The sequence below is a fragment of the Streptomyces sp. NPDC090077 genome (assembly GCF_044747545.1).
Taxonomy (GTDB): Bacteria; Actinomycetota; Actinomycetes; order Streptomycetales; family Streptomycetaceae; genus Streptomyces.
In genome coordinates this window covers 31,373-45,767 of the sequence record NZ_JBIVEG010000044.1, presented here as the reverse complement: position 1 = coordinate 45,767, position 14,395 = coordinate 31,373, and the positions used below count along the sequence as shown (strand labels likewise).

14 protein-coding genes are annotated in these 14,395 nt (G+C 73.8%); 7 read left to right on the top strand and 7 right to left on the bottom strand.

The annotated features are described in order from the left end of the window. Positions 1-193 precede the first annotated feature (193 nt). The 6 genes from ACIPW5_RS37400 to ACIPW5_RS37375 form a co-directional block, all read right to left on the bottom strand. Positions 194-949, bottom strand: a complete 756-nt coding sequence (locus tag ACIPW5_RS37400; protein ID WP_401255184.1) for an SDR family oxidoreductase — start codon at positions 947-949, stop codon at positions 194-196. Positions 950-959: 10 nt separating this feature from the next. Then, positions 960-1,763, bottom strand: coding sequence for an SURF1 family protein (locus ACIPW5_RS37395; protein ID WP_401255181.1), 804 nt, complete (start codon positions 1,761-1,763; stop codon positions 960-962). 103 nt (positions 1,764-1,866) lie between these two features. Further along, on the bottom strand, positions 1,867-2,100 hold the full coding sequence (locus ACIPW5_RS37390; protein ID WP_401255178.1) for a hypothetical protein: 234 nt from the start codon (positions 2,098-2,100) through the stop codon (positions 1,867-1,869). An 85-nt stretch (positions 2,101-2,185) separates the two neighbouring features. Continuing rightward, a complete protein-coding gene (locus tag ACIPW5_RS37385) occupies positions 2,186-3,169 on the bottom strand; it encodes a DEDDh family exonuclease (RefSeq protein WP_401255187.1) in 984 nt (327 codons plus the stop codon). Between the two features lie 68 nt (positions 3,170-3,237). Then, the gene (locus ACIPW5_RS37380; RefSeq protein ID WP_401255175.1) at positions 3,238-5,901 is read right to left on the bottom strand and encodes an MXAN_6230/SCO0854 family RING domain-containing protein; all 2,664 of its coding nucleotides are present in this window, start codon (positions 5,899-5,901) and stop codon (positions 3,238-3,240) included. Positions 5,902-6,215: 314 nt separating this feature from the next. Further along, positions 6,216-6,842, bottom strand: a complete 627-nt coding sequence (locus ACIPW5_RS37375) for a TetR/AcrR family transcriptional regulator (RefSeq protein WP_401255172.1) — start codon at positions 6,840-6,842, stop codon at positions 6,216-6,218. 140 nt (positions 6,843-6,982) lie between these two features. On the opposite strand from ACIPW5_RS37375, the gene ACIPW5_RS37370 reads away from it, so the two are divergent. From ACIPW5_RS37370 to ACIPW5_RS37355, 4 genes are read left to right on the top strand one after another with little or no spacing between them, the layout of a single operon-like run. Next, a complete protein-coding gene (locus ACIPW5_RS37370; protein WP_401255169.1) occupies positions 6,983-7,780 on the top strand; it encodes an acetoacetate decarboxylase family protein in 798 nt (265 codons plus the stop codon). Between the two features lies 1 nt (position 7,781). Next, positions 7,782-8,666: an SDR family NAD(P)-dependent oxidoreductase gene (locus tag ACIPW5_RS37365; protein WP_401255166.1), complete on the top strand. Its 885-nt coding sequence runs from the start codon at positions 7,782-7,784 to the stop codon at positions 8,664-8,666. 10 nt (positions 8,667-8,676) lie between these two features. After that, positions 8,677-9,969 (top strand): amidohydrolase family protein, encoded by a 1,293-nt coding sequence (locus ACIPW5_RS37360; RefSeq protein ID WP_401255160.1) that lies wholly within the window; start codon positions 8,677-8,679, stop codon positions 9,967-9,969. After that, positions 9,966-11,210 (top strand): amidohydrolase family protein, encoded by a 1,245-nt coding sequence (locus ACIPW5_RS37355; protein WP_401255158.1) that lies wholly within the window; start codon positions 9,966-9,968, stop codon positions 11,208-11,210. Before ACIPW5_RS37360 ends, ACIPW5_RS37355 begins: the two co-directional genes overlap by 4 nt. A gap of 23 nt (positions 11,211-11,233) precedes the next feature. Here the strand turns inward: ACIPW5_RS37355 and ACIPW5_RS37350 are convergent, their stop codons facing one another. Next, the gene (locus ACIPW5_RS37350) at positions 11,234-11,569 is read right to left on the bottom strand and encodes a hypothetical protein (protein WP_401255155.1); all 336 of its coding nucleotides are present in this window, start codon (positions 11,567-11,569) and stop codon (positions 11,234-11,236) included. Between the two features lie 92 nt (positions 11,570-11,661). Between ACIPW5_RS37350 and ACIPW5_RS37345 the strand changes: the two genes are divergently transcribed. The 3 genes from ACIPW5_RS37345 to ACIPW5_RS37335 are packed head-to-tail and all read left to right on the top strand — an operon-like array spanning position 11,662 to position 14,334. Next, positions 11,662-12,576, top strand: a complete 915-nt coding sequence (locus ACIPW5_RS37345) for a sterol desaturase family protein (RefSeq protein WP_401255153.1) — start codon at positions 11,662-11,664, stop codon at positions 12,574-12,576. Continuing rightward, positions 12,573-13,262, top strand: coding sequence for a lysoplasmalogenase (locus ACIPW5_RS37340; RefSeq protein ID WP_401255150.1), 690 nt, complete (start codon positions 12,573-12,575; stop codon positions 13,260-13,262). Before ACIPW5_RS37345 ends, ACIPW5_RS37340 begins: the two co-directional genes overlap by 4 nt. Positions 13,263-13,290: 28 nt before the next feature. Further along, a complete protein-coding gene (locus ACIPW5_RS37335; RefSeq protein WP_401255148.1) occupies positions 13,291-14,334 on the top strand; it encodes a zinc-dependent alcohol dehydrogenase family protein in 1,044 nt (347 codons plus the stop codon). The last annotated feature ends 61 nt before the right edge of the window (positions 14,335-14,395 follow it).

Sequence of the window (14,395 nt, the reverse complement as noted above, 5' to 3'; positions counted from 1 at the left end):
GGCGCGGTAGCGCCGTATGGGTCCGGGCGCAGCCCGGGGAACGGTGGAAGGGCGGGTAGGGGACCCAGCCCCGCGCAGCGGCACACCACCCGCACCCGACCCACCGGCCCCCGCCACCCGAACCGGCCCCGCCCCCGGTCCGACGGCCGGAGGCAGGCGCAGCGGGCCCGAAGCTCGCGTGAGGGAGGGGCGGCTAGAAGCCGTGGCGGGAGCCGCCGTCCACCGGGATCATCAGCCCCGTGAGGTAAGACGCCGCCGGCGACAGCAGGAACGCCGCCGTGCGCCCGAATTCCTCCGGCGTGCCGTAGCGCCGCAGCGGGATGCGGGCCTCGTTGCCCGCGCGGGCCGCGGCCGCGTCGCCGGACAGGGCGTCCAGCTCCCGCACCCGGTCCGTGTCGATTCGCGCCGGCAGCAGCCCGAGCACCCGGATCCCGCGCGGGCCCAGGTCCACCGACAGGGACTTGGCGAAGCCCGCCAGCCCCGGCCGCAGGCCGTTCGAGATGGTCAGGCCGGGGATCGGTTCGTGCACCGAGCCCGACAGGACGAAGCCGATGACCCCGCCCTCGCCCAGTTCGGCGGCGGCCGTCCGGGCGAGGCGGACCGCGCCCAGGAAGACGGTGTCGAACGCCGCCGCCCACTGCTCGTCGGTGTTGTCCGCCGCCAGGCCCGGCGGGGGGCCGCCGACGCTGATGAGGATGCCGTCGAAGCGGCCGAAACGCTCCCGCGCGGTGGCCACCAGCCGTGCGGCGGCTTCCGGGTCGGAGTTGTCGGCGGCCACGCCCACCGCGTTCGGGCCGAGTTCGGCGGCGGCCTCAGCCGCCCGCTTCTCGTCCCTGCCCGTCAGTACGACCTTCGCCCCGTCGGCGGTGAGCTCGCGCGCGGAGGCGAAGCCCAGTCCCCGCGTGGCACCGGTGACGACGTAGACGCGGTCCTTCAGTCCAAGATCCATGCCGGACAACCTACGCCGAAGCGGCCTCCGGCGACACGGCCCCGGCCTCGCTCTCGCCCTTGGCCGCCGCCTCCTCGCGGTCGCGCTTCTCGCGCCGCACCAGCACCACCCACCCCACCGGTACCGCCGCCGCGAACAGCCACCACTGCACGGCGTACGCCATGTGCGCGCCGATCGAGTCGTGGTCGGGCTCGGCCACCATCTCGGGGCTGCCCCCCGCCGGTTCGGGGCCGGTCAGTTCGAGGTAGCCGCCGAGCACGGGCTTGCCGATCGCGGCCGCCTGCTGCTCGCTGTTGATCAGCATCACCTGGCGGTCGGGCAGGCCCTTGCGGTCCTTGATCCCGCTGCCACCGCTGGTCTCGTCGGCCTTGAGCCGCCCGGTCACCGTGACCTCGCCCGAGGGCGCGGCCGGCACCGGCGGGTAGGCGCGCGGGTCGTCGCCGCCGGCCACCCAGCCCCGGTTGACGAGGACCGCCCGGCCGTCGCCCAGCAGGAGCGGCGTCACCACGTGGAAGCCGACCTTGTCGTCGTTGGAGGTGCGCATCCGTACGACGACCTCGTGCGCGGGGTCGTAGGTGCCGGTGGCGGTGACGGCACGCCAGTAGTCGGCCCGCGGGACGGTGTGTCCGGGCGAGGTGACCTCGGTCACCGGTACCGGCTTCGCGTACAGGTTCTTCGCGATCAGCTCGTTCTGGGCGACCCGGTGCTCGTGGCGGTGGAACTGCCAGAACCCCAGCTTGATCATCGCGGGGATGAGGACGAGGGCGACGAGGGTGAGGGACACCCACTGCCGGGTCAGCACAAAGCGGTACACGCCCACGACGGTACCCCCAGCGACGAGGACCCCGGCGGCCGGGTGGCCTTCCGGGGTCCGGGGGAGCGGGGAGGGGGAGCGGAGAGGGGGAACGGAACGAGGGTCAGACGCGGTCGACGATGCCCACCCTCCCCTCCGCCCGGGCGCAGTGCCCGCCGCAGTACCACTGGCCCTCGACCTCGACGCCCTGGCCGATGATCTGGACCCGGCAGTGCTCGCAGATGGGCGCCATGCGGTGGATGGCGCAGGAGAAGCAGTCGAAGACGTGCACCGCGCCCTGCGCGTGCACCTCGAAGGACATGCCGTAGTCGTTTCCGCAGACCTCGCAACGTGCCATGCGCCGCATGCTGTGCGGGGCGGCCCGGCGGAACAAGATCCACCGGGGTGAGTCGCCCCGCCGGCACCCGGCCGGAGCAACGCCGCTACGCGTCCCCGGCCGCCGCGACGTCCCGCAGCAGGTGGGTGAAGGCCGCCTCGTCCACGATCGGGGTGCCGAACGATTTGGCCTTGACCGTCTTGGAGGTCGAGGAGTCGGGGTCGTTGGTCACGAGCAGGCTGGTGAGCCGGGACACGCTGGTCGCCACGTGCAGGCCCGCCTCTACCGCCCGGTCCTCCAGCAGCTCCCGGTCCACGGAGGTGTCCCCGGAGAAGGCGATCCGCATGCCCTGCTTGAGCGGCTTGCCGTCCTCGAAGCGCCCCGGGTTCGGGTGCGGGCACGGCGGCCGCTTGCGCGAGGCCCGCCAGGTGCCGCCGTTCCCGTACGAGGACTGGTAGCCGACCCGCGGCGCCGCGGGGGCGTCCGACCACTCCGTCAGCGGACGGCACTCCAGCAGGGGCAGGCGTACGCCGTCCCGCGCGGCCGCGTGCAGCGACGGACGGAAGGCCTCCGCCAGGACCCGGGCGTCGTCGAGCGCGTGGTGGGCGCGCTGCTGGACCACGCCGTAGTGCGCGGCGAGGGACTCCAGCTTGTGGTTGGGCAGCGGGAGGTTCAGTTCCTTCGACAGGGCGATGGTGCACAGCCGCTGCCGGACGGGCGCGGTCACCGACGCCCGCGCGTACTCCCGGGCGATCATCTGCCAGTCGAACATGGCGTTGTGCGCGACGAGCACCCGGTCGGCGAGCCGGCCCGCGAACTCCTCGGCGATGTCCTCGAAGAGCGGGGCGTCCTGGAGCATCGCACTGGTCAGGCCGTGGATCCAGGTGGGTCCGGGGTCACGGCGCGGGTTGACCAGGGTGTACCAGTGGTCCTCCACGTTGCCCTGGGCGTCGAGCCGGTAGACGGCCGCCGAGACTATCCGGTCGTCGCGAGCGAGCCCGGTGGTCTCCACGTCGACGACCGCGTACCCCTGTGGGTACGCGGTCGGCCATTCCGCCTCTGCGGTCGTACGGTCGTAGAGCATGGTCACAGAGGATATCGGCACGCACTGACACCCGTGGCCCGATACCCCTCGGCCCGACTCCGGCTCCAGAAGGGTCAGATCCCCGCCGCCAGCTCCGCCACCAGGTCCGGGGCGCCCACCGGGGCGAAGGATCCGGCCACTTCGGCCGGCCCCGGGAAGAGCCGGTACGCCGTTCCCGAAGCACCGGCCCCGGCGGCGGTGGCGTGCACCGTGGCCAGGAACACCTTGCGGCCCGCGCTCTCTTCGGCGGCGGCCGCCCCCGCGTCCGGGGCCCGCCGCTTCTCCTCGGGCTCGCCCAGTGCGGCGACGCGGGCGGCGAATCCGGCCACCGTCTCCGCCGCGCCCGCCCGGTACCGCCACACCTCACCGGAACGCAGGACGGCCACCTCGCGGGAGCGGGCCGCGGCCCGCCACACCGCCAGGTCCCACAGGGTGGTGCGGGCTCCGGAACCGAAGTGCTCCCACACGTCCCGGGCCACGGACGCCAGCCGCTCCCCGTTCGAGGCGACGCTCTGGAACCCGCCGGACGGCGGCAGGTGGACGTCCGTCCACAGGGCGCGGCGGTCGCGCAGGTCCACGACCATCGGCATGCAGATCCGGGACTCGCCCGTCAGGTCGAAGCGCTGGCGCACGGTCCGCGGGTCGTACGAGGAGCCGCGCGGGCCGTCCGCCGGCAGGGCCATGAAGCCCGCGAAGGCGTCCGGCAGTTCGTCGAAGGGGATGTTGTTGAAGCTGAAGACCACCGGGACGGCGTACGCGTCCCCGTTCTCGGCGAGGGCCTCCAGGTCCAGGTCCACGTACTCCGTGGCACCGTCCGGAGCGGGCGCCGAGGTGAGGTCGCCCGAGTGCACGGCGGCCCCGTGCGGCCCGTACCGCAGGCGGGTGTAGTCGCAGAGCCCGGTGTACTTCCAGTCGGCGTCGAAGAAGGCGACGGACAGGTCCAGGTCGGTGCGGTTGCCCGTCGGCTCCGTCCAGTGCAGGAACAGCCGCAGCAGTTCGCCCTCGGGCAGGGTCTGCGTACTGCCGCGCGGTACGGCGACCAGCGCCCGGGCGGCGTTGCGCTCGCCGAAGGGCACGGTGAGGTCCGCGAGCCCGGCGTCCAGGACCGCGAGGTCGTACGCCTCCCCGCCGGCGGCGGCGAACCGGCGCAGAACCTCCGCCTCCAGCCGGGCCGTGACCGCCCCGACGAGGGGCGCGGGCAGCGGGGCCCGCCCCTCCCGGACCACCTGGGCGCGCGCGACCCGGCCGCGCGGGAAGAACACCCGGCGCTCGCCGAGGCGGTCCTCGGCGCGGGTGCGCAGCGCGCCGAGCGCGGACAGCAGCGGGCCGGCGCCCACCTTGGGCAGCCCCCGGTCGAGCGCCCGCTCCAGCTCGGGCAGCGGTTCGGCGCCCGGGTGCAGGCGCAGCAGGTGGTCGAGGCGGCGTACGAGTTCCCCCGGACGCTCCCCGGCGAGCGCGGCGGCGGCTGACGCGTCCCCCTCGGCGAGGGCCTGCTCCAGCCGTCCGGCCCAGGTGGCGGGCCGGATCCGGTCCCCGTCCACGCGGACCGCGTCCGGATGCGCGGCGGCGCTCTCCAGCAGCGCCGCGCCGAGCGGGGTGGCGGCGGACGCGGTGGTGCCGCGCAGCACGGCGAAGGCGAGCGCGGCCCGCGGGTGCCGGGCGTGCCGCTCGAAGGGGTGGAGCGGCTCGGCGGCCCGCTTCCAGGCGGTGGGGTGCCGCAGCAGGTCCTCGACCAGGTACTGGGGGGTGAACGAGTCGAGCACCGCGAGGAGTTCCCGGCGCAGCGGCCGTCCCGGGTTCGCGAACCGGGGCAGCGGCAGCAGGCCCGCGTCCCCGCCGGACAGCACGGCGAGCAGCCGCAGGACGTCGGTGGCGGTGGTGAGCCGGGCGGCGAGCAGCGGCCGTACGGCGTCCGCGGTCCGTGGGTCGGCCAGCAGCCGGCCGAGGACCTGGGCCTTGGTCTCGCGCACCGGGATCTCCCCGGGGAGCCAGTCGAGGTCCGTCGGGGCGGCGGGCAGCAGGAGGTCCAGGTCGTCGCGGTCCTCGGGGGACAGCGGGGTCTGCCGGGCGAGGAGCGAGGCGACCACGCGCGCGCAGTCGGCCGCCCGGTCGGTGCCGAGCCGCAGCAGCCGCAGCGGACCCGCCGGGAGGTCCTCGGCCTTGCGGTCGGCGGAGCGGTGGGGCTCCTCGTGTTCCGGGTGCAGGAAGGGGTCGGCGGGGTCGACGCGCCGGTGGCAGACGGGGCATCCGGTGTAGTCGGCGCCGTCCCAGCAGGTGCGGCAGACGAGGTGGGCGCAGGGTGCGACGGGGTGGACCGTGCCGTTCTCGCCGCACAGGACGCAGGGCTGGGCGGGTTCCTGGAGCAGCAGGGCGAAGACGCGGCTGACGTACCAGCGCTCGGTGTCGTGCGGGACGGAGAAGGGGAAGCGGCGGAAGAGCGGCTCGTCTACCCGGTCGGAGCCCATCACCCGGTCCACCAGCGCGAGCAGCCGCAGCCGCTCCTCGGCGAGGTCGGTCGGCGCGAGATCGCCGAGCGCGGCGTGCAGTTCCGGGGCGAGGGCGTGGCCGCGCTCCAGGAGCTCGCCCTCCAGGGGCCGCACCCCTTCGCGCCCGGGCGACGCGGCGGCCTCGGGCCGGTCCACGTAGACGGCCCCGAGGCGCCGCAGCAGGACGGAGTCGACGGAGGACTCGACGGCGGAGTCGACGACGGACTCGTGGGCGGACACGACGGCAGACACGGGCGGAACTCCCCCTCCGGGAACGACGAAGCGGGGGCGGAGAGTGGGCGCGCGGGATTCTTTGCAAAAGGAGTGGAGAAGGATGCGCGCCGGGGAGCCGCCCCCGCAGGACCGATCTGATCACGGGCGCGCGCACCGGGGCAATCCGATTAGGTCGTCTCTTTCGGATCTTGCCGGTTAAGCCCGCGTCGTCCGGTGCCGTGCATCGGCGCGTTGGCGGGGCGCCCTTGTACTGGACGTACTGGGGTGCTCCGCCGACGCGGCGAGGTGCGGTGCCGGGCGGCGCGGGTCAGGCAAGATCCGAAAGAGACGACCTAGCCGCCGGGCCCGTCGAGCAGTGCGGCCGCCAGGGCCCGGACCGACAGCAGGAACAGCCGTTCCGGGTCCGCCGGACCGGCCAGTGCGCGGGCGAGCTCCGGGTCGTCGGGAGCGGCCCTCGGGTCCCACAGCTCGCCCTCGCCCGGCGACTGGGCGGGGGAGCGCTCGCGGTTGCGTTCGACGAGGAGGAAGCCGACGATCTGGAACTGCACGGCGCGCACCGCGTCGGCGGCCCGCGCCCCGCGCAGCCCGGCGGCGTGCACCTCGTCGACCAGCGCCCGCTGCGCGGGCAGGAACATCCGCTCCGTGAGCCCGCGCTCGTGGACCATCGCGATCAGGTGCGGGCGCGCCCGGATCTCGCGCCGCAGGGTCCGGGCCACCGAGACGATCCGCTCGGCGGGGGTGCGGCCCTCGGGGCGGACGGCGCCCATCTCCTGGACGGTCCGCTCGACCAGGGCGTCGAGCAGCCGCTCGCGGTTGCCGACGTGCCAGTAGATGGAGGTCACCGCCGTGCCCAGCTCGGCGGCGAGCCCCCGCATGGTCAGGCCCGCCGGACCGTGCCGCCTGACCAGGGCGGCGGCCGCCTCCAGCACCTCCTCGCGGGTCAGCGCGCTTCTGGCCATGGGCCCGGGTCCGCCAATCTGTCGCTGCGTCAGTTCCGGTCCGTGCAGGGGTCTTTACCCTTCATCGGCGGCGGTGTAACTGTGTTACAGAACCGCCCCCGGCCCCCGCCGGGGGGACCCTCGGAAGGGTGGTGCGAGACATGGCACGCATACGGTACGGAGCGCGGACCGAGGCCGAGATCGCGGCGTCGCGCGAGAAGAGCGCCAGGCTCCCCGACGTCTGGTCCACCGGTGTGGTGGCCGTCTGGGAGACCGATCCCGACGTGGTGGCGGCGGTCCTGCCCCCGCCCCTCAAGCCCGCCGAACGGCCCCTCGTACGGGCCAACATCAGCAAGGTGGACCTGCCCGGCTACCCCCTCGGCGCCGGCTCGGTGGCCGTGGCCGCCCGGCACGGCGGGGTCGAGGGCTGGTACCCGCTCGTCATGCCGATGACCCACGAGCGCGCCCTGACCGGCGGCCGCGAGGTGTTCGGCGAACCGAAGAAGCTGGGCGAGGTCACCGTCGAGCGCGACGGGCTCGTCGTCCGGGCCGCCCTCGCCCGGCACGGGATCGCCTTCGTCGAGGTGCGCGGGGCCGTGGACCGCGCGCTGCCGCTGCCCGAGCCGACGGTGAAGACCGACTTCTACTTCAAGTTCCTGCCGGCCGTCGACGGCTCCGGCCTGGACGGCGACCCGGTCCTCGTGCACTGCACCCGCAACGAGAAGGTCCGCAAACTGGAGCACCTCACCGGTGACGTGGTCCTGCGCGAGTCGATGTACGACCCCGTCGCCGACCTCCCCGTACGCCGCCTAGTGGAACTCACCATCGGCGAGAAGACCACCGACCAGAAGGGCCGCGTCGTCGAGCGGGTCAGCGCCCAGGCCCTCCTCCCGTACCTCCACCAGCGCTACGACGACCCCCTCCAGATCCTCGACGGCCCGCCCGAGGGGAGCGTGTGACGTGCGGCTCGAACCCGGACAGGTGGCCGTCGTCACCGGCGCCGCGAGCGGCATAGGCCTCGCCATGGCCCGCCGCTTCGCCGCCGAGGGCCTCAAGGTGGTCCTCGCCGACGTGGAGGAGGCCGCCCTGCGCAAGGCCGCCGGCGAACTCGCCGCGGACGGCGCCGAGGTCCTCGCCCGGCTCGTCGACGTGAGCGACCGCGACTCCGTCGTCTCCCTCGCCGACGCCGCCTACGAGACCTTCGGCGCCGTACACGTGCTGTGCAACAACGCGGGCGTCGGATCCGGCGCCGAGGGCCGCATGTGGGAGCACGAGCCCAACGACTGGAAGTGGGCCTTCTCCGTCAACGTCTGGGGCGTCTTCCACGGCATCCAGGCCTTCGTCCCCCGCATGATCGCCTCCGGCGACCCCGGCCACGTCGTCAACACCTCCTCCGGCGACGGCGGCATCGCCCCCCTGCCCACCGCCTCCGTGTACGCCGTCACCAAGGCGGCCGTGGTCACCATGACCGAGTCCCTCTACGCCCACCTCAGGGCCGAGGGCGCCCCCGTCGGCGCCTCCGTCCTCTTCCCCGGACCCCACATGCTGCGCACCGGCCTGTGGGAGTCCCACCGCAACCGGCCCGACCGCTACGCGAAGCAGCGCCCGCGCAGGTCCCCGTACCGCAGCCTCGACCAGTACGAGGCCGCGATGAAGCAGGCCGGGCACGAGGTGCGCTTCACCCCGGTCGAGGAGGTCGCCGGGCACGTCGTCGACGGCATCCGCGCCGACCGCTTCTGGATGCTGCCGGCGAGCGAGCACAGCGACCGCCAGATCCGCGCCCGGTCGCAGTCCATGCTCGACCGCGCCAACCCCGCCTACCTGGAGAGCTTCATCCTCGACTGAGGGGACCGACGTGCCTGACGAGACGTACGAAGACCCGTACCTGATCATCTCCTCCGACTGCCACGCGGGGCTGCCCACCGAGCAGTACCGCCCCTACCTCGACTCCCGCTTCCACCGGCAGTTCGACGAGTTCCTCGGCCAGCGCGACGCCCGCCGCGAGGAGGCCACCCGGCTCGGCGTGCGCAACGAGGCCTTCGCCGAGAAGTGGTTCCACGACCACGAGGAAGGCCTCAAGGGCGGCTGGGACAGCACCCAGCGGCTCAAGGAGCTCGACGGCGACGGAGTGGCCGCCGAGGTCGTCTTCCCCGACGCGGACGCCGTCGACAGCCAGACCGCCGCCCCCTTCGGAGTGGGCCTGGGCCTCTCCGGCGACCAGGACCCCGAACTCGGCATGGCGGGCGCCCAGGCCCACAACCGCTGGCTTGCGGAGTTCGTCGGACGCAACCCCGAACGCCACTGCGGGGTCGCCCTGCTGCCCATCACCGGCGAGCCCTCCCGGGTGGTCGCCGAGGTCCACCGGGCCAAGGAGTCCGGCCTCGGCGCCCTGATGATCCCCTCCATGTGGGTGGACCGGGCGCCCTACCACGACCGCCGCTACGACCCCGTGTGGGCGGCCGCGGCCGAGACCGCGATGCCGATCGTCACCCACTCGGGTGCCGCACCCCGCCAGGAGTACGGCGACCACCTGGGCATCTACGTCTCCGAGGTCACCTGGTGGCCGGCCCGGCCGCTGTGGTTCCTGCTCTGGTCCGGGGTCTTCGAGCGCCACCCCGGCCTGAAGTTCGGCGTCGCCGAGTCGGGCTGCTGGTGGCTCCCGAACCTCCTGTGGTTCATGGACCGGCTCTACCTCGGCGCCCACGGCGGCAAGAAGCTCTCGCCCTTCTCGGAGCTGAAGCGGCCCCCGAGCGAGTACCTCGACCGGCAGGTGTTCGTCTGCGCGACCAACACCAAGCGCCGGGAGCTCGCCCAGCGCTACGAGATCGGCGTGGACAACATCCTGTGGGGCTCGGACTTCCCGCACCCCGAGGGCACCTGGCCCGACACCCGCAATTGGCTGCGGAACACCTTCCACGACATTCCGGTCGCCGAGACCCGCCGGATGCTGGGCCTGGCCGCCGCCGAGGTCTTCGGCTTCGACACGCAGGCGCTCGCCCCGCTCGCCCGCCGCATCGGACCCACCCCGGCCGACCTCGGCCAGAGCCCCGACCAGGCGGCGGTGGAGGCCTCCTGGGCCCGTTCCCGCGAGGTGGGCCGGCACTGGCTCACCGGCAACGACTTCCCGGTCACGGGGGTCTCGTCATGACGGAGGACCGTACGGAGGACCGTACGGAGGACCGCTACACCGTCATCTCGGCGGACTGCCACGCGGGCGCCGACCTCCTCGACTACCGGCCGTACCTGGCCAAGCGCCACCACGAGGCCTTCGACGCCTGGGCCGCCACGTACGTCAACCCGTACGAGGACCTCCTCGCCGACTCGGCCGACCTCAACTGGAACTCGGCCCGGCGCCTGGCCGAACTCGAAGCGGACGGCATCGTCGCCGAGGTGATCTTCCCGAACACCATCCCGCCCTTCTTCCCGAAGGCCTCGCTGATGGCCCAGCCGCCGACGGCCGAGGAGTACGAGCTGCGGTGGGCCGGCCTCCAGGCGCACAACCGGTGGCTGGCCGACTTCTGCGCCGACGCCCCGGGGAGGCGGGCGGGGGTCGCCCAGATCCTCCTCAACGACGTGGACGCGGCGGTCGCCGAGATCCGCCGCACCCGCGAGGCCGGGCTGACCGGCGGGATCCTGCTGCCCGGCGTCCCGCCCGGCTCGCCCGTCCCCGAGCTGTACTCGGCCGCGTACGACCCGATCTGGGCGGTGTGCGCGGAGCTCGACGTCCCGGTCAACCACCACGGCGGCTCGGCGTCCCCGCCGCTCGGCGACGAACCGGCCGCGCGGGCCGTGTTCATGGTGGAGACCACCTGGTTCTCGCACCGCGCCCTGTGGCACCTGATCTTCGGCGGCGCCTTCCGCCGCCACCCGGGCCTCAAGCTGGTCCTGACGGAACAGGGCTCGGGCTGGATCCCCGGCGTGCTGGAGATGCTGGACTACTACCACGGCCGCCTGGTCGCGGCCTCCGCCACCGCCGAGGCCAAGTTCGGCGCGGGCCTGGCCGAGTCCATGGGCCGCGGGCCGAGCGAGGTCTGGCGGGACAACTGCTTCGTGGGGGCCAGCTTCATGCGCCCCCACGAGGTCCCGCTGCGGGAGCGGATCGGCCTCGACAAGATCATGTGGGGCAGCGACTTCCCCCACGACGAGGGCACCACCCCGTTCTCCCGCGAGGGCCTGCGGATCGCGTACGCGGGCCTGCCGCGGGAGGAGGTCGCGGCGATGGCCGGCGGCAACGCGGCCCGCGTGTACGGCTTCGACCTGGGCCTGCTGGACCCCCTCGCGGCGAAACACGGCCCCCTGGTCTCGGAGATCGCCGAGCCCCTGACCCACATCCCGCCGGCCGCCACCAGCCCGGCCTTCGCCCGGGGGGCGTCGGTCCGGGTCTGGTGACGGGCGGCTCCCGCCGGGGCGGTTCAGCTGCTCACCCTGAGCCGTCCCGGCGGGAACAGCCCGGTTCCCAGGACCTGGGCCGTACCGGAGAAGCTGACCTGTACCCGGTCGAGGTCCGCCAGCGGGCCGAGGTCGACCGCCGGACCGCACTGGTGGATGCTGACGTGCGTCAGCGCAGGCAGCTCGCGCAGGGGCTCCAGCCCGCTGGTCAGCGTGCTGGTGCTCAAGTACAGGTCGGTGAGCCCACGGTGCCGTACCAGGCTGTCCGGATCGAGGGCCTGCTGGTCCAGCAGCGACTTCACCAGAGCCCCTGCGGCCGTGCCGGCCACGCGTAAGAGAACCGTTTCGAGGCCTGCCATGCGCCCTCCCCCTTGTACCCCGGGTAACCCCGTCGGATACTGATCGGTAACAACCCCTAGCGGCACCCCGGAACCCGCCCTAAGGTGCGCCCATGCCAAATCTGCCCGATGTCGTGCTGTGGTCCATACCCGCCTTCGTGCTGCTCACCGTCATCGAGGTGGTCAGCTACCGGCTCCATCCCGACGAGGACGCCGCCGGCTACGACACCAGGGACGCGGTCACCAGCGTCACCATGGGGCTCGGCAGCATCGGCTTCGACCTGCTCTGGAAGATCCCGGTCGTCGCGGTCTTCACCGCCGTCTACGAACTGACCCCGCTGCGGGTGCCGTTCCTGTGGTGGACCGCCCTGCTGATGCTGCTCGCCCAGGACTTCCTCTACTACTGGCAGCACCGGCTCCACCACGTCATCCGCATCCTGTGGGCCTGCCACGTCGTCCACCACAGCAGCCGCAGGTTCAACCTCACCACCGCCCTGCGCCAGCCCTGGACCAGTGCGACCACCTGGTGGTTCTACCTGCCGATGGTCGCCCTCGGGGTGCACCCGGCCGCGATCCCGTTCTGTTACGGCATCAACCTGCTCTACCAGTTCTGGGTGCACACCGAGCGGATCGGAAAGCTCCCGCGGCCCTACGAGTACGTCTTCAACACCCCCTCCCACCACCGCGTCCACCACGCCTCCCAGGGCGGCTACCTGGACCGCAACTTCGGCGGGATCCTGATCGTCTGGGACCGGATGTTCGGCTCCTGGGTGGGGGAGACGGAACGCCCCGTCTACGGCCTGACCAAGAACATCGGCACGTACAACCCGCTGCGCGTCGCCACCCACGAGTACGCCGCCATCGCCCGCGACGTACGCGCCGCCGGCAGCTGGCGCGAGCGCGCCGGGCGGGTGTTCCGGGGGCCGGGCTGGCAGCCCGCGGCCGAGCGGGCCGGAGCCGGAGCCGAAGCCGGAGCCGAAGCCGCGGTCCCGGCCGCGACCGCGACCGCGCCGGAGCGGGCCGCGTGAGCGCCGCCGGGACCCGGGCGCCCTCCTGGGCGGTGCGGCCCGCGGCCGCCGGGCGGGCCGGGCGGGTGCTGCTCGCCGCCTTCGGCGCGGCGGCGGCCGTGGACCTGGTGTCGCTGCTGGCCGGCTGGCACCTCGGGCACGTCCTCGCCAAGCCGCTGCTGATGCCGCTGCTGGTGGCCCACGTGATCACCCGCGGCGCGCCCCGGCTGCTGGTGGCCGCCCTGCTCTTCGGGTGGGGCGGGGACCTCGCCCTGCTCTTCGACGCCGAGCCCGCCTTCCTCCTCGGCATGGGCTCCTTCGCCGTCGGGCACGTCTGCTACCTCGTCCTGTTCGGGCGGGGGCGGACCGGCCCCGCGCTCGGGGGCGCGTACGCGGTCGCGCTCGTCGGGACCGTTGCGCTGCTGTGGCCGGACCTGCCGCAGGACCTGCGGATCCCGGTCGCCGGGTACAGCCTGCTGCTCACCGCCATGGCCTACCGCTCCAGCGCGCTCGGCCGCACCGCGGGCATCGGGGGCGCGCTGTTCCTGCTCTCCGACACCCTCATCGCGACCGGGGTCGCCGACTGGCCGCAGCTCCCGCGCCCCGACTTCTGGATCATGGCCACCTACCTCGGGGCCCAGTACCTGCTGGCCTCCGGCGCGATCACTCGCGGGCAGGCGTACCGTAGGGAAGTCATACAAGACTGAACTACTTGATCCGGAGGGCTGCACCACCATGCGCGCCACCGTCATCCACGCCCCGCACGACATCCGCGTGGAGGAGGTGCCCGACGCTGCGATCCAGCGCCCCGAGGACGCCGTCGTCCGCGTCCTGCGCGCCTGCATCTGCGGCAGCGACCTGTGGGCCTACCGCGGCGAGGCCGCGCGGCAGCCCGGCCAGCGGATCGGGCACGAGTTCCTCGGCATCGTCGAGGAGACCGGCTCCGCCGTCTCCGGCCTGAAGGCCGGGGACCTGGTCGTGGCCCCCTTCATGTGGTCCGACGGCACCTGCGACTACTGCTCCGAGGGCCTGTACACCTCCTGCGTGCACGGCGGCTTCTGGGGCTCGGTCGGCTTCGACGGCGGCCAGGGCGAGGCCGTCCGGGTCCCGCACGCCGACGGCACCCTGGTGAAGCTCCCCGCCGCGGCCGCCTCCGACGACCACCTGCTGACCGGTCTGCTCGCGCTGTCCGACGTCATGGGCACCGGCCACCACGCGGCCCTGGGCGCGGGCGTCCGCGCGGGCTCCACCGTCGCCGTCGTCGGCGACGGCGCGGTCGGCCTGTGCGGGGTCCTCGCGGCCAAGCGCCTCGGCGCCGAGCGGATCATCGCCCTGGGCCGGCACAGCGTGCGTACGGACATAGCCAAGCTCTTCGGGGCCACCGACGTGGTCGCCGAGCGCGGGGAGGCCGCCGAGGCCGCCGTCCGCGAGCTGACCGGCGGCCAGGGCGCGCACGCCGTCATCGAGGCGGTCGGCACCGAGCAGTCCATGCGCACGGCCGTCAACATCACCCGCGACGGCGGTGCCATCGGCTACGTCGGCGTCCCGCACGGCAGCGGCACCGGCCTCGACCTCGGGGTGATGTTCGACCGGAACATCACCCTGCGCGGCGGTGTCGCCCCGGTCCGCGCCTACATCCCGGAGCTGCTGGAGGACGTCCTCAGCGGCGCGATCGACCCGTCCCCCGTCTTCGACCGGGCCGTCTCCCTCGACGAGGTCCCGGACGGCTACCGCGCGATGGACGACCGCAGCGCGCTGAAGGTCCTGATCAAGCCCTGACCCCGGCGGGCGGCATACGCGGAGGGGCCGGGCGGGGAGCACCCCGCCCGGCCCCTCCGTG

Bases quoted from the DNA above. Each gene is read 5' to 3' on its own strand.
- ACIPW5_RS37400 (WP_401255184.1), bottom strand. From the start codon at position 949: ATGGATCTTGGACTGAAGGACCGCGTCTACGTCGTCACCGGTGCCACG.
- ACIPW5_RS37390 (WP_401255178.1), bottom strand. From the start codon at position 2,100: ATGGCACGTTGCGAGGTCTGCGGAAACGACTACGGCATGTCCTTCGAG.
- ACIPW5_RS37375 (WP_401255172.1), bottom strand. From the start codon at position 6,842: ATGGCCAGAAGCGCGCTGACCCGCGAGGAGGTGCTGGAGGCGGCCGCC.
- ACIPW5_RS37370 (WP_401255169.1), top strand. From the start codon at position 6,983: ATGGCACGCATACGGTACGGAGCGCGGACCGAGGCCGAGATCGCGGCG.
- ACIPW5_RS37355 (WP_401255158.1), top strand. From the start codon at position 9,966: ATGACGGAGGACCGTACGGAGGACCGTACGGAGGACCGCTACACCGTC.
- ACIPW5_RS37350 (WP_401255155.1), bottom strand. From the start codon at position 11,569: ATGGCAGGCCTCGAAACGGTTCTCTTACGCGTGGCCGGCACGGCCGCA.
- ACIPW5_RS37345 (WP_401255153.1), top strand. From the start codon at position 11,662: ATGCCAAATCTGCCCGATGTCGTGCTGTGGTCCATACCCGCCTTCGTG.
- ACIPW5_RS37335 (WP_401255148.1), top strand. From the start codon at position 13,291: ATGCGCGCCACCGTCATCCACGCCCCGCACGACATCCGCGTGGAGGAG.